Genomic DNA, 14249 nt, shown 5'->3' with positions numbered 1-14249 from the left:
ATCACCATCTATCAAGCAGATTCGACGGGTTTACCGGCCTTGAGGTTCGCCACTGCACACGCGAGCGCTTATCCTGCTGCCCACCTAAACCCTGTTGATCCATCAGTTCCAACTTCCTTAGATACACGCCTCTGGCCGGGGAATTGTTTGCGTGGTGAAACGCTTCAAAAAAATGATCACGGGAATCCTGATAATCCCCCAGGCGAAAACTGGCCAACCCCATCAGAAAGTGGAATCGATGGTCGCCCTTATATTGCCAGATTGCTCTCTTCAGCTGTTTTTTGGCACTCAGGTAATCCCCGTGTTCATAGGCGTTTCGCGCCTGATAGTAGAGGTAATACGGATTGTGCTCGCGATGATAGCGGGCTCTTTCGGCATAATAGTCGGCCAGCGCAATACGCTCTCCTTTGCGGTAAAGCCTTTCCAGATTACTCATTGATATCGCGTGCTGAGTATCCAGCTGCAATGCCTGCAGATAACTCTGCTCTGCAGCATCAAATTTCTGATTCCGGCTGTACAGCGCCCCCAGGTTCGCCCACAAGTCCGCACTCCCCGGGTGCAACATTAGCGCCTTGCGCATATACCGGAATGCTTCGGCCTGACTCCCCTGGCGCATCCATTCAATTCCCCGATTGCTGTAATACTGGGCAAACGCTTCAGCATCCGACAACTCCCGCTGATCGTATATCGGATCGTAGGCCGCGAGATTGAAATCCACTACCCGACGGCCGCGTGCGCTCTCGGACACCATATTGATATGGCGATAAACGACAAAAGTCTGGGGTTCTTCATGCTCCCAAACCGGGGGTACCTCTACCTGATTGAAATACGCGTTTGCCCCCAACTCCCTTGCCATCGCCACCATCATCACGGTAAAGGCCATGCAGTTGCCTTTCTGTTGCCGATACGTCTCCTCGGCAGTCAACGTAGCCTGTGCATCGTACTCAACAGTAAATTCGCGGCGCTGAAAGGCTTTCAAGAGCGCCTGCAGTCGATTGTCCGGGCTTGCGCCCGGCGCCAATTGCGAGAGATAAGCCTGCATGTCCTCTGGCAGCGCAAGAATGGGATCATCCGGGAGGCTGGCGCGCTCCAGTGGCTCACCGAGTAATACCGCCCCAGATAATAACCACGACGTCTCGATGTGGGTCGTGGGCACAGGCGCAGAACTCGTGCACCCGGTCAACAATGCGAGGCCGAGTAGAACCCCACACAGAGGTCTGCCACTGGTTTGTGACCGGTTCGGCCAGCAATATGCAGAATTTTGCGGGGTTTTCATCGTTATTTTCCCCATATGATTTCCTGAAACACTAGTTTTCCACTATTCCTGTCGTAATGAAATCCTTTTTGCAGTTGCATTCCCTGTTTCATTTGTAACCATTCGCCTGAAGAAAATTCCGCTGTTAAACTCGGACAGTTAACCAAAGCTATAACAACTGGATACCCTGATATGTCGTCAAATACGCATCAGAATAGCGCCGGCTTCTTCGGCCATCCCAAGGGACTCTCTACGCTCTTCTTTACGGAAATGTGGGAGCGGATGAGTTACTACGGAATGCGGGCCCTGTTGGTCATGTTTATGACCGCTAGCCTGCAAAAAGAAGGTCTTGCCTTTACCGCAGCGGCTGCTGCCGCCATTTACGGCCTCTACACCGGTGCGGTGTATTTTCTGGGGCTTCCCGGTGGCTGGATCGCCGACCGGCTTTTAGGCGGCCAGCGTACCGTCTGGTACGGCGGCATCATCATCATGTGCGGGCACATCGTGTTGGCGATTCCCAGTCAGGGCACCTTCTTTGTCGGGTTGATTCTGGTCGCCACCGGTACCGGCCTGCTGAAACCCAATATCAGTGCGCTGGTCGGCCACCTGTACCAGCCCGATGACGTACGTCGCGACAGCGGCTATGCACTCTATTACATGGGTATCAACCTCGGCTCATTCATTGGCTACATGGTCGTTGGCACTCTGGGCGAGAAAGTGGGCTGGCACTGGGGCTTCGGCGCTGCTGCTGTGGGTATGGCCATCGGCCTGATCCAGTACCGCAAGACCATCGGCAACCTGGGTGACGCCAGCCTCCAGCCTGAGCATCCGATGTCCCCACAAGGCGCCAAGAAGGCGTGGGGTGTGATCTGGGCAATCGTCGCTACCGTTGCGGTTGTCGCTGCACTGTCCATTAGTGGTGTGATTACCATCAACCCGGTCGCGGTCGCTCAAAATACAGCGGTCATCTTTACCCTGATCTTCTTCGCCTACTACGCCTACATCTATTTCGGTGGCAATCTGAGCCAGATCGAAAAGCGTCGCATGTGGGCACTGTTCCTGGTGTGTTTGGCATCCGCGTGTTTCTGGTCCGGCTTCGAGCAGGCAGGCTCCTCCCTGACGCTGTTCACTCAGGATTTCACCAACCGTATGGTTGGCTCTTTTGAAATACCGGTAAGCTGGTTCCAGAACATTAACCCACTCACGATCATTATCCTTTCGCCGTTCTTTGCCGCATTGTGGATCAACCTCGGCAAGCGCATGATCACACCTTCTTACTCCCTGAAGTGTGCCATTGGCCTGATCATCATGGCTTCCGGCTTTATCGTGATGTTTTTCGCTGCCCAGCAGGCCGCAGCGGGTCTGAAAGTGGCCCCGTTCTGGCTGGTGGCTACTTACTTCCTGCATACGGTGGGTGAACTGTGCCTGAGTCCGGTGGCCCTGAGTGCGGTAAGCAAGCTCTCCCCACGCCGCTTCGCCGGTCAGATGATGGGTGTGTTTGTACTGACTTACTCTATCGGCAACATCATTGCCGGACTACTGGCAGGCAACTTCGATCCAAACAACGTTTCCGAACTGCCAAACCTGTACCTGCAGATTGCGATCTTCAGTATTGGTATCGGTGCCGTAATCGCGCTGATCAGTCTGAAATCCAAGTCCTGGGAAGGTCTTGGACAAGGCCATATCGAACCGGTTGAGCCGGCTGAGGCTTCTGCCAAGACTGCATAATCGGAAAACATTTCCGGTGTGAAAAGGCCGCTGCGGGGAACCGCAGCGGCCTTTTTTGTTGGCGAGGTGGCCGGTTTGTTGGGCACCTCGCTACGCGCCTTTGCCCAACCTATTTACCCGGTAACCACTCCGTAATTCAGCCAGATAAAACGCAGGCCAATAAAAAACAGTAACCCGGCAAAACAGTTTTTCAGCAACTGCGGTGAGAGTTTGTGGGCCAACAGGGCGCCAAGGCGCGCAAACCAGGTACTGGCAAGGACAATACCCAGAAACGCAGGCCAGTAGATATAGCCACTGCTCCACGCCGGCAACTGCGCATTCCCCCAGCCCTGCACCGCAAAACTTGCGGCACCGGCCACAGCGATCGGCAAGCCACAGGCGGCAGAGGTAGCCACCGCCCGCTGCATAACGACGTGGCAACGATTGAGAAAGGGTACGGTAAGTGAGCCCCCACCAATTCCGAATATCGCCGATACCCAACCGATAAACGCGCCCGCTGCCGTTAAGCCGGCCTTGCCTGGCAAGCGGCTGCCATCTGTGGGTATTGCTGTTTTACGCAGGCCATCCAGCCACATCTTGAGTGCGATACCCACCGCGAAAATTCCGATCAGGAATTGCAGCCAGGCGCCGCTCAGCCAATCTGCAGTCATACCGCCAATCCAGGATCCCAGCAAAATTCCCGGCGCCATTGCGACAACAATTTTCCAGTCCACTGCGCGCTTGCCGTGATGGGTACGAACGGAACTGATGGAGGTGATGACAATGGTAGCGAGCGATGTACCCACCGCCATGTGCGTGAGAATTTCAGGTGCGATACCCTGGGCGGCAAATACCAATACCAGTGCCGGGACAATAATCAGCCCCCCGCCGACGCCAAACAGGCCGGCGATGGTTCCTGCACCCATGCCTACCAACAAGTAGATCAATAACACTTCCACGACGTTTCCCCCACAAATTTATTGCAAAAAAAACGGTGGCCTATAGCCACCGTTTTCTATTGCCTACAAGAGGCTACTGAAGCGGGAGAGATTACTCCTCGCCAGTCGCCGCATCCGCCTGCTCGGCTTCGTCGGCTTTCGCTTCCTTGATGGACAGCTTGATACGGCCGCGCTGGTCTACGTCCAGCACCTTGACCTTAACAGTTTGCCCTTCGCTCAGGTAATCAGCAACGGCGTTAACACGCTCTTCGGCGATCTGGGAGATGTGTACCAGACCGTCTTTACCCGGCAGGAAGTTAACGAATGCACCGAAGTCCACGATGCGGACCACTTTACCCTCGTAGATAGCACCGATTTCGGCTTCCGCGGTGATTTCCTCGATGCGGGTAACGGCCGCTTCCAGGCTCTGACCGTCTTCACCGAATACCTTCACGGTACCGTCGTCTTCGATATCGATAGACGCACCGGTTTCTTCGGTGATGGAGCGGATGGTGGCACCGCCTTTACCGATAACATCGCGGATCTTATCCGGATGAATCTTCAGGGTCGCATAGCGCGGCGCGTTTTCGTTAACCGCTTCGCGGGAAGCACCGATCACCTTGTTCATTTCCGCGAGGATATGCAGACGGGCGTGCAGAGCCTGCTCGAGGGCAGTTTCCATGATCTCTTCGGTGATACCTTCGATCTTGATGTCCATCTGCAGCGCGGTCACACCAGAAGCGGTACCGGCTACCTTGAAGTCCATATCGCCCAGGTGGTCTTCGTCACCGAGGATGTCGGTCAGAACAGCAAAGCCGTCTTCTTCCTTCACCAGGCCCATGGCGATACCAGCAACCGGAGCCTTCAGCGGTACACCCGCATCCATCAGCGCCAGGCTGGAACCACACACGGAAGCCATGGAGCTGGAACCGTTGGATTCGGTGATCTCGGAAACCACACGCAGGGTGTAGGGGAAGGTTTCCGGGTTCGGCAGTACCGCAGCAATACCGCGACGGGCCAGACGGCCGTGGCCGATCTCGCGACGACCGGTAGCACCTACACGACCCGCTTCACCTACAGAGTAGGGAGGGAAGTTGTAGTGCAGCATGAAGTAGTCTTTGCGCTCGCCTTCCAGTGCATCGATGATCTGCGCATCGCGGGTAGCACCGAGGGTGGCAACAACCAGCGCCTGGGTTTCACCACGGGTGAACAGTGCGGAGCCGTGACCCTTCGGCAGTACACCGACTTCTACACTGATCGGGCGCACGGTTTTGGTGTCGCGACCGTCGATACGGGGCTCACCGCGGACCACGGCGCCACGTACGGTTTTCTTTTCCAGCTTGCCGAAGTAGCTCTTAACCATATCAGCAGACAGCTCTTCGGTAGCCAGGGCTTCAGCGGCTTCGCTGCGCAGTTCGCCCAGACGGGCGGTGCGCTGCTGCTTGTCGGTGATTTTGTAAGCTTCTGCCACTTTTTCGCTGAACTGGGCTTCCAGAGCGGACTTCAGTTCTTCGTTGACGGCTTCTGGCTGCCAGTCCCAGGTGGGCTTACCGGCTTCGGCTTTCAGCTCTTCACAGACTTTGACAACCGCCTGCATTTCCTGGTGCGCGAACAGTACCGCGCCCAACATGATGTCTTCCGGCAGCTCAGCAGCTTCGGATTCCACCATCAGAACCGCGTCTTTGGTACCCGCAACAACCATGTCCAGCTCGGACTCTTTCAGAGCTGCGTAGCCGGGATTCAGCAGGTAGCCGTCTTTTTCGGTGTAACCCACGCGCGCAGCGCCAATCGGGCCGCCGAAGGGGATACCGGATACGGACAGGGCTGCGGAGGTACCGATCATGCCGGCGATATCCGGATCCACGTCTTTTTCCGCGGACAGTACGGTGATCATCACCTGTACTTCGTTCATGAAGCCTTTCGGGAACAGCGGGCGGATCGGACGGTCGATCAGGCGGGAGGTCAGGGTTTCTTTCTCTGACGGGCGGCCTTCACGCTTGAAGAAGCCACCGGGAATCTTGCCGGCCGCGTAGGCCTTTTCCTGATAGTGCACGGACAGCGGGAAGAAGCCCTGATCAGGCTTGGCTTCCTTGGCACCAACTACGGTACACAGCACTACGGTTTCACCCATGGTGACCAGCGCAGCACCGGTAGCCTGGCGAGCGATACGGCCGGTCTCAATGGTGACCTGGTTTTTTCCGTACTGGAATGTTTTGGTTACTGGATTCACTAGTATCTTTCCTGTTTCCTTACGGCTGCTGGCCCATTCCAACAGCCCCTACATTGCTCGCCTGCGAGGCAGGCTCCTGCATTCATACATCACTTTGCAGGAGACTGCTTGCAGGCGAATTGCCGAGCGGAACCCTCAGCGGGCGAAATGCCACTCGGCGTTCCCAGGGAGGAGAGAACTTCTTTCACTCCCCTGCTCCCTGAAAATTCAGAATACAAAAAGAAGAATGCCCGCCATAAGGCGGGCATTCTCAGGGTCTTAGCGGCGCAGGCCGAGCTTGGCGATCAGCTGAGCGTAACGGTTCAGATCCTTGCGCTTCAGGTAGTCCAGCAGCTTACGACGCTGGTTTACCATGCGGATCAGACCACGACGGGAGTGGTGGTCTTGCTTGTGAGAAGCAAAGTGACCCTGAAGCTTGTTGATGTTGGCAGTCAGCAGGGCTACCTGGACTTCCGGAGAACCGGTGTCGCCTTCAGATTGGCCGTGCTCTTTCAGGATGGCTGCTTTTTCGTTTGCAGACAGTGCCATAACGAATTACCTCGTTCGTAACATGCTTTGAAAATTTGGCTGGCCCGTGCATGTTTACAGACCAGCTAATTGCGATTGCGGATAAACCCCGCGAGTGTAGTCCCTTTTCTTACGTCATTCCGGGCTTGACCCGGAATCCACTGGATACCGGCCTTCACCGGTATGACGAACAATAAAGAGCCTACTTTACCAACCGACGGGGTGCGACCCGTCCGTCATCAGTAATCTCACCAACGCCTAGAAATTCACCACTTTCCAGGAAGAGGCGCACCATATCACCTTCGTCGCCCAAACGATAGACCTGCAGATCCATTACCGGCTGGCCCTGACGCAGATAGTAACCCGTGTCGTCCGCCAGGATCAGCTTGGGCAGCGCCGAGGCGGGAGAATCCGCTGGCAGCAAATGGTGATCCAGTACTTCCGCGCGATCTTCACCGCGCTCTGCGGTCAATTCGTCCAGGGTAACCGCATCGTCCTCGTGGTAGGGACCAGCGGCACTGCGGTGCAATTTTTCCACAAAGGCACCGACGCCCAGGGCCTTGCCGAGATCTTCGGCCAGACTGCGCACATAGGTGCCCTTGGAGCAATGCACCTCGACTTCAGCCCGGGGCAGCTTGTCTGGAGAATCTGCACTGGAGATGAAATTGAGCAGTTCGTAGGAATATATATTCACTTCCCGCGCTTCCCGCTCCACCTCGATCCCCTGGCGCGCCAGCTTGTACAGGGGCTGACCATTGTGTTTCAGCGCCGAGTACATGGACGGTACCTGGCTGATGGTGCCACGGAAGGCTTCCATCGCCTTGCGCACCTGTGACTCGGTAATCCCGGAAGCGTCCGTGGTGGCAATCACATTGCCATCGGCGTCCCCGGTTTCAGTGGTCATCCCGAAGCAGAAGGTACTGCGGTAGCGTTTGTCCGCATCCAGCAGATACTGGGAAAATTTAGTCGCTTCGCCAAAGCATACCGGCAATACGCCAGTAGCCAGGGGGTCCAGCGCACCGGTGTGGCCGGCGCGGTTGGCGAAGAACAAGCGTTTGGCTTTTTGCAGGGCATCATTGGCGGAGATTCCGGCGGGCTTGTTCAGCAACAGCACACCGTCGACCTGCCGGCCCCATTTTGGTCTGCGGCCCATCAGTCGTTCTGTTCTTCCGAGTCGTCGTCAGACTTCTTCTGATCGGACTTCACTGCCTTATCGATGAGCGCCGAGAGGTGCTGACCGCGTACGGACGTTTCGTCATAGCGGAAATGCAGGCGCGGGATTGAACGCATCTGGATCTCTTTGGCGAGCTGAGTCCGCAGGAAACCCGCAGCCTTGTTCAGCGCTTCCATGGAGATATCGATCTTGCTGCGGTCATCTTCACCGACCAGGGTCACAAAAACCTTGGCGGTGGCGAGATCGCGGCTGACTTCCACGTCATTGACATTCACCATGCCAACGCGCGGGTCGCGCACTTCGTGCTGAATCAGACGGGCCAGCTCGCGACGCATGGCGTCGGCTACCCGGTCAGCACGGTGGAATTCTTTGGCCATCTTTTACCTATCTGAAATGGCTGAACCTGCTGGGCACACTGCACTTTGCCCAACCTACGATATCGGGGAATTTCTCCCTGCGTAGGTTGGGCAAAGTGCAGCGTGCCCGACAATTACCAGGTTACAGCTCGCGGGCTACCTTGACGATATCGAAGACCTCGATCTGGTCGCCGGGCTTGACGTCATTGTAGTCCTTAACCCCGATACCACATTCCATACCGTTGCGAACTTCCTGTACGTCATCTTTAAAGCGACGCAGGGATTCCAGCTCGCCCTGATAGATCACCACGTTGTCGCGCAGTACACGGATCGGCTTGTTGCGGTACACGGTACCCTCGGTGACCATACAGCCGGCAACAGCACCAAACTTCGGTGAGCGGAATACATCGCGCACCTCGGCGATACCTACAATATCCTCGCGCACTTCTGGGTCCAGCATGCCAGACAGGGCCTGCTTTACTTCGTCCAGAAGGTTGTAGATCACGCTGTAGTAACGGACCTCAACACTCTCGGTTTCTGCCAGCTTACGCGCGGCAACATCGGCACGGGTATTGAAGCCGATCACGATAGCACCGGAAGTCAGCGCCAGGTTGATGTCGTTCTCGGCGATACCGCCAACACCACTGGAGACCACGTTTACGGAAACTTCTTCGTTGCCGATATCTGCCAGTGCAGACTGGATCGCTTCCAGGGAGCCGCGGACGTCGGCCTTGACCACCACCGGCAGTACTTTGCGCTCGCCGGCTTCCATGTTCGCGAACATGTTTTCCAGCTTGGCGGCCTGCTGGCGCTGCTGGCGCTCGCTGCGCTCTTTTTCCGCGCGCTGCTCGGCCACTTCACGGGCCTTGCGCTCGTCGGCCACCACCAGGAACTCGTCACCGGCGTTGGGTGTAGCATCCAGACCCAGCAGCTCTACCGGGGTAGACGGGCCCGCTTCCTTGACGGATTTGCCCAGCTCATTGGTCATGGCACGCACACGGCCGTAACTCTGACCGGCAAGCACGATATCGCCGCGCTTCAGTTCGCCGCTCTGAACCAGCAAAGTGGCAACCACACCGCGGCCTTTTTCCAGGCGCGCTTCGATCACAACCCCGGTCGCCGGTACGCCGACCTTCGCTTTCAGTTCCAGCATTTCAGACTGCAGGGATACGGCTTCCAGCAGGTCGTCGATGCCCTGGCCGGTGTGGGCAGAAACTTCGATAAACTGGGTATCGCCGCCCCAGTCTTCCGGGATGACATCTTTTGCCGCCAGCTCGTTCTTTACGCGATCCGGATCAGCCGCTTCTTTGTCGCACTTGTTGATGGCAACAACCAGCGGTACGCCGGCAGCCTTGGCGTGCGCAATCGCTTCTTCGGTCTGCGGCATGACACCGTCGTCCGCGGCCACAACCAGAATAACAATGTCGGTTGCCTGGGCGCCGCGGGCGCGCATCGCGGTAAACGCCGCGTGCCCCGGGGTATCCAGGAAAGCGATCTCACCCTGGCTGGTCGGCACCCGGTAGGCACCAATGTGCTGGGTAATACCACCGGCCTCACCGGAAACCACTTTGGTGTTGCGGATGTAGTCCAGCAGAGAAGTCTTGCCGTGGTCGACGTGGCCCATCACGGTGACTACCGGTGCGCGGGAGACTTCTTCACCTTCCACTTCCTGAGACTGGGCAACCAGCTGTTCTTCCAGTGCATTCTCGGAGCGCAGAACCACTTTGTGGCCCAACTCTTCGACCAGCAGGCTCGCGGTATCGCGATCCAGGCTCTGGTTGATGGTGACCATCTCGCCCATTTTCATCAGGCGTTTAATCAGTTCGCCGGACTTGATATTCAACTGCTTGGCAAGATCGCCGACGGTGATCGTCTCGCCCAGCTGTACTTCGTACACTTGCTTTCCTGTCGGCCTTTTGAAGCCGTGTGTGTTCTTCACTTTCAGCGTGGGACGAGACAGGGAACGGGTGCTGCGCTTCTCGTCTTCATCGCTTTCGAAAACCTCCAGTGCGGCATCGTACAGAGAGGTTTTACTGGATTTTTTCGGGCCAGTCTTGCCACGACGGCCACCGCGACGCTTGCGTGGTTCGTCGTCATCACGCTCGACTTCGGTTTCCAGCTTGCGACGCAGGGCCGGCTTCTCGGCGGCCTCGGCAGCGGTCTTTTCCTTGGCTTTTTCCGCGCGCTCTTTCTGTTCCTGCTCCAGACGTGCACGCTCGGCTTCTACGCGGGCTTTCTTCTCTTCCAGCTCGGCAGCTTCGCGCTCGTCTTCTTTCTTACGGCGCTCAATTGCGGCAATACGCATGGCTTCGATGTCGTCCACATAGCTGGAACGAATCGGAGCAGGTTCGGGTTTCGGCGCTGGTTTGGGTTCAGGCTTCGGCTCGGGCTTTGTCGCCTGCTGCGCTTTTTCAGACTCAGCCTGAGCAGCGGCTTGTTCAGCGGCTTTGGCTTCTTCTGCGGCCTTTTCTTTGGCTTCGGCTTCCGCTTTAGCTTTGGCGTCGGCTTCTGCCTGAGCCCTGGCTTCGGCTTCTGCCGCTTCCTGTTCGGCGCGCGCGCGTTCGGCCGCGGCCTGTTCTGCAGCTGCCAGCTCTTCCTCAGCCTTTTTCAGCGCGGAAGTATCCAGTTCTGGTTGCTCGGACTCGGCTTCCGATTCCGCGCGCTTGACGTAAGTGCGCTTTTTGCGCACTTCCACATTCACCGTCTTACGGCCGGTGCCAGATCCGGTTTTCAGTGTGGTGGTGGTTTTGCGCTTGAGGGTGATTTTGCGAGGGGCTGCACTCTCTTCCCCGCCGTTGCTGCCGTGGCTGCTTTTCAGGAAGTTGAGCAGGACCTGTTTTTCTTCCGCAGACACTTTTGCATCCGCTGAAGTGTGGGGCAAACCCGCCTCCTGCATCTGCTTGAGCAGACGCTCTTCGGTGGCACCAACCGATTTGGCGAGTTCGCTAACTGTTACTTCGGCCATTCTCTCTCCTAAAAAGTCTCTTGGTGGCAGAGCAGCTTCAATGCATTTTACTGCTCCACCCTTCGCCTGCACGGCAGGCAATTCTTGACGCGCACCTTACTGCAGTGCGCTGGGCCGGACACCCGCCCGGCACGGGGGCATCAAGCCTATTGATCACTGTCTTCGGCGAACCAGGGTTCGCGGGCTTTCATGATCAGTGCGGCTGCCCGCTCTTCGTCCATGCCTTCGATATCCAGCAGATCGTCTACTGCCTGCTCGGCCAGGTCCTCCATGGAAGCCACACCGCGGCTCGCCAGCTGGAAGGCCAACTGGCGATCCATACCTTCCATATTCAGCAGGTCTTCCTGGGGCTCGGTGGCCTCCAGTTGCTCTTCCGAAGCCAGCGCTTGCGTCAGCAGAGCGTCTTTTGCACGCGCACGCAGCTCTTCGGCGATATCTTCGTCAAAGCCTTCGATTGCCAGCATTTCCTCGATCGGAACGTAGGCAACTTCTTCGAGGGTGGTAAAGCCTTCCTCAACCAGAACCCCGGCCACATCTTCATCGATATCCAGGCGCTCCATGAAGGTTTCCATGATGCCGCCGGATTCTGCTTCCTGCTTCGCCTGCCAGTCGTTAACGCTCATGACGTTAATCTGCCACTGGGTCAGCTCGGAGGCCAGACGCACGTTCTGTCCACTACGGCCGATGGCCATGGCGAGGTTTTCTTCCGCGACCGCCACATCCATAGAGCCGGTATCTTCGTCCACCACGATGGACTCGATATCTGCTGGAGCCATGGCATTAATCACGAACTGAGCGGCGTTATCGTCCCACAGCACGATATCCACACGCTCACCAGACAGTTCATTGGAGACTGCCTGAACCCGAGCGCCACGCATACCTACGCAGGCACCCACGGGATCAATGCGACCATCATTGGTGTTAACCGCAATCTTGGCACGCAGTCCGGGATCCCGGGCTGCGCCCTTGATTTCGATGACCTGCTCGGCAATTTCCGGCACTTCGATACGGAACAGCTCGATCAACATTTGCGGGCACGAGCGGCTCAGCATCAGCTGCGGGCCACGGGCCTCAGGCTGGATTTCCAGCAGAATGGCGCGAACACGATCACCCAGACGGAAGATTTCACGACCGACCAGTTGATCCCGGGGCAGGCGCGCTTCGGCGTTGTTACCGAGATCCACGGCGATAAAATCGCGGGTTACTTTCTTGACTGTGCCACTGACCAGCTCGCCTACGCGATCGCGATACTCATCCACGATCTTGGCGCGCTCGGCCTCGCGAACTTTCTGCACGATAACCTGCTTGGCAGTCTGCGCGGCGATACGACCGAACTCGACGTTTTCCACCTGCTCACGATAGATGTCACCGGCTTTCAGCTCTGGATCCTGCTCATGAGCTTCTTCCAGGGTGAATTGGGTGCCCAGCTCTGCGAGGGTGTCGTCGTCTACCACTTCCCAGCTGCGAAAGGTTTCGTAGTCACCAGTGCGGCGATCGATGACCACCTGAATAGTGGAGTCTTCGTCGTAGCGCTTCTTGGTGGCCGTTGCAAGGGCCGCCTCGATTGCCTGGAAAATAATATCCCGGTCAACGCCTTTCTCGTTGGAAACCGCTTCGGCTACCAGCAAGATTTCTTTGTTCATGCAGCTGCCTCTTCAAAAAGCTACGTGCTCAAAAATCAATGCTCAGGTAAACACCGCTACACCCGGCCTTACCCGCTACTTCTGCATTGCCCTTAACTTTTACCGGACATTCCCGCACTGGGACACCGGACTGAATAATGCGGCGAACCGCTTACTTTTTCTCTCCGCTCTCGAACTGCGGAATGATGTTCGCCTTTTCGATACTGTCGATCGGCAACAGATATTCATTTTCACTGTCGATACGCAGGACCACTTCGTCGCCCTCAACACCAGCCAGGAGACCGCGCCATTTGCGCTGACCGTCCAACGGCATACGCAGCCGCAGTTCCACCTGGGCACCAATAAAACGCTGGTACTGCTCCAGTTTGTAGAGCGGACGATCCATACCGGGGGAAGAAACTTCCAGGGTGTACTTGCTGCTGATAGGATCTTCCACATCCATTACCGCGCTCACCTGACGACTGACTTTCTCACAGTCTTCCACGGAAATACCGCGCTCGGCATCGATGTAGATACGCAGCATGGCGTTGCGACCATGGGTCTGATATTCGATCCCCCACAGTTCACAATCCAGCGACTCAATCACCGGAGTCAGAAGCTCTTCCAAAAGTTCGCGCTTGCTTGCCATATCACCACTTTGGCCCAGCGGCATGCCAGCAGTAATGCCGACCTACCTGGGGCGGATGCGCAACTGCACGGGGCAAGTTGCAGAAACAAAAAATGGGCAGCGGAGCTGACCCCACGGTCCGAATGAGAAACCGCGGCGCCGACTCCCGGCCCATTCGGATGGCAAACCAGGATAATCCCGCTTGCCGCAGATACGAAAAAGCCCCTAACAGGGGCTTCAACTGCGTACAACCAACTGTTAACCAATCAGTCATACAAGAATCTGGTAGCGAGACCAGGATCGAATCCCAAATCTTCGCCGGCCATGCCGCCAGAAGAAAAAGCGAGCCCTGCTGGGCATCTACTTTATAACCACTGACAGCGGAATTTGGTAGCGGGGGCAGGATTTGAACCTACGACCTTCGGGTTATGAGCCCGACGAGCTACCAGGCTGCTCCACCCCGCAACAACTCTAGGGTTAGTACAACCACTTACAACTTCGAAAGTATAAATGGAAATTTGGTAGCGGGGGCAGGATTTGAACCTACGACCTTCGGGTTATGAGCCCGACGAGCTACCAGGCTGCTCCACCCCGCACCAACAACCCTGAAAACCGACCTGGTAAGACTTCGGTTTCCTGCGGCGGGTAACCCCAACCGCTCAGAGGCTGCGCATTCTATTGACGCCCCCCCGGGGAGTCAAGTCACTTCTGGCATTAATTTCCCCGCCACCAATTTTCCGTCATTCCAACAACCGAAACCCGCCGGATCCAGGGTGCCGATAAACCACCAGTCAACCCCTTATAGAGATTGATAAAGATTCTCATTTTATTTAACATCGCCACCCAGATTCACTGGCTAGCGCGGCG

General features: G+C 56.7%; 10 protein-coding genes and 2 tRNA genes. 1 reads left to right on the top strand and 11 read right to left on the bottom strand.

What is annotated here, in order from left to right:
- Position 1: 1 nt before the first annotated feature.
- Entirely contained in the window at positions 2-1156 is a 1155-nt protein-coding gene (locus PVT68_RS16485) for a tetratricopeptide repeat protein (RefSeq protein WP_280319996.1), read from the bottom strand.
- Between the two features lie 291 nt (positions 1157-1447).
- On the opposite strand from PVT68_RS16485, the gene PVT68_RS16480 reads away from it, so the two are divergent.
- The gene (locus tag PVT68_RS16480) at positions 1448-2983 is read left to right on the top strand and encodes a peptide MFS transporter (RefSeq protein ID WP_280319992.1); all 1536 of its coding nucleotides are present in this window, start codon (positions 1448-1450) and stop codon (positions 2981-2983) included.
- A gap of 113 nt (positions 2984-3096) precedes the next feature.
- On the opposite strand, the gene PVT68_RS16475 is transcribed toward PVT68_RS16480, so the two are convergent.
- The 10 genes from PVT68_RS16475 to PVT68_RS16430 all read right to left on the bottom strand — a co-directional run bounded on the left by PVT68_RS16475 (position 3097) and on the right by PVT68_RS16430 (position 13978).
- Positions 3097-3921: a sulfite exporter TauE/SafE family protein gene (locus PVT68_RS16475; protein ID WP_280319989.1), complete on the bottom strand. Its 825-nt coding sequence runs from the start codon at positions 3919-3921 to the stop codon at positions 3097-3099.
- 91 nt (positions 3922-4012) lie between these two features.
- Positions 4013-6130: a polyribonucleotide nucleotidyltransferase gene (gene pnp, locus PVT68_RS16470; RefSeq protein WP_280319986.1), complete on the bottom strand. Its 2118-nt coding sequence runs from the start codon at positions 6128-6130 to the stop codon at positions 4013-4015.
- Between the two features lie 258 nt (positions 6131-6388).
- On the bottom strand, positions 6389-6658 hold the full coding sequence (gene rpsO, locus PVT68_RS16465) for a 30S ribosomal protein S15 (protein WP_066966910.1): 270 nt from the start codon (positions 6656-6658) through the stop codon (positions 6389-6391).
- 181 nt (positions 6659-6839) lie between these two features.
- A complete protein-coding gene (truB, locus tag PVT68_RS16460) occupies positions 6840-7790 on the bottom strand; it encodes a tRNA pseudouridine(55) synthase TruB (protein ID WP_280319979.1) in 951 nt (316 codons plus the stop codon).
- The gene (gene rbfA, locus PVT68_RS16455; protein WP_280319977.1) at positions 7790-8188 is read right to left on the bottom strand and encodes a 30S ribosome-binding factor RbfA; all 399 of its coding nucleotides are present in this window, start codon (positions 8186-8188) and stop codon (positions 7790-7792) included. The genes truB and rbfA overlap by 1 nt, the downstream gene beginning before the upstream one ends.
- 121 nt (positions 8189-8309) lie before the next feature.
- On the bottom strand, positions 8310-11132 hold the full coding sequence (gene infB / locus PVT68_RS16450; protein WP_280319975.1) for a translation initiation factor IF-2: 2823 nt from the start codon (positions 11130-11132) through the stop codon (positions 8310-8312).
- Positions 11133-11278: 146 nt separating this feature from the next.
- Positions 11279-12775, bottom strand: a complete 1497-nt coding sequence (gene nusA / locus PVT68_RS16445) for a transcription termination factor NusA (protein ID WP_280319974.1) — start codon at positions 12773-12775, stop codon at positions 11279-11281.
- Positions 12776-12926: 151 nt separating this feature from the next.
- Positions 12927-13403, bottom strand: coding sequence for a ribosome maturation factor RimP (rimP, locus tag PVT68_RS16440; RefSeq protein WP_280319972.1), 477 nt, complete (start codon positions 13401-13403; stop codon positions 12927-12929).
- Positions 13404-13770: 367 nt separating this feature from the next.
- Positions 13771-13847 (bottom strand) — tRNA-Met (locus PVT68_RS16435).
- 54 nt (positions 13848-13901) lie between these two features.
- Positions 13902-13978, bottom strand: a tRNA-Met gene (locus PVT68_RS16430).
- Between the last annotated feature and the right edge of the window lie 271 nt (positions 13979-14249).

This window comes from Microbulbifer bruguierae (assembly GCF_029869925.1).
GTDB lineage: Bacteria > Pseudomonadota > Gammaproteobacteria > Pseudomonadales > Cellvibrionaceae > Microbulbifer > Microbulbifer bruguierae.
Note: the sequence above shows the minus strand (reverse complement) of the source record. Positions and strands in the feature narration are given on the sequence as shown.

Coding starts and splice junctions, on each gene's coding strand:
- PVT68_RS16480 (WP_280319992.1), top strand. CDS start 1,448: ATGTCGTCAAATACGCATCAGAATAGCGCCGGCTTCTTCGGCCATCCC.
- rpsO (WP_066966910.1), bottom strand. CDS start 6,658: ATGGCACTGTCTGCAAACGAAAAAGCAGCCATCCTGAAAGAGCACGGC.
- truB (WP_280319979.1), bottom strand. CDS start 7,790: ATGGGCCGCAGACCAAAATGGGGCCGGCAGGTCGACGGTGTGCTGTTG.
- rbfA (WP_280319977.1), bottom strand. CDS start 8,188: ATGGCCAAAGAATTCCACCGTGCTGACCGGGTAGCCGACGCCATGCGT.
- infB (WP_280319975.1), bottom strand. CDS start 11,132: ATGGCCGAAGTAACAGTTAGCGAACTCGCCAAATCGGTTGGTGCCACC.
- nusA (WP_280319974.1), bottom strand. CDS start 12,775: ATGAACAAAGAAATCTTGCTGGTAGCCGAAGCGGTTTCCAACGAGAAA.
- rimP (WP_280319972.1), bottom strand. CDS start 13,403: ATGGCAAGCAAGCGCGAACTTTTGGAAGAGCTTCTGACTCCGGTGATT.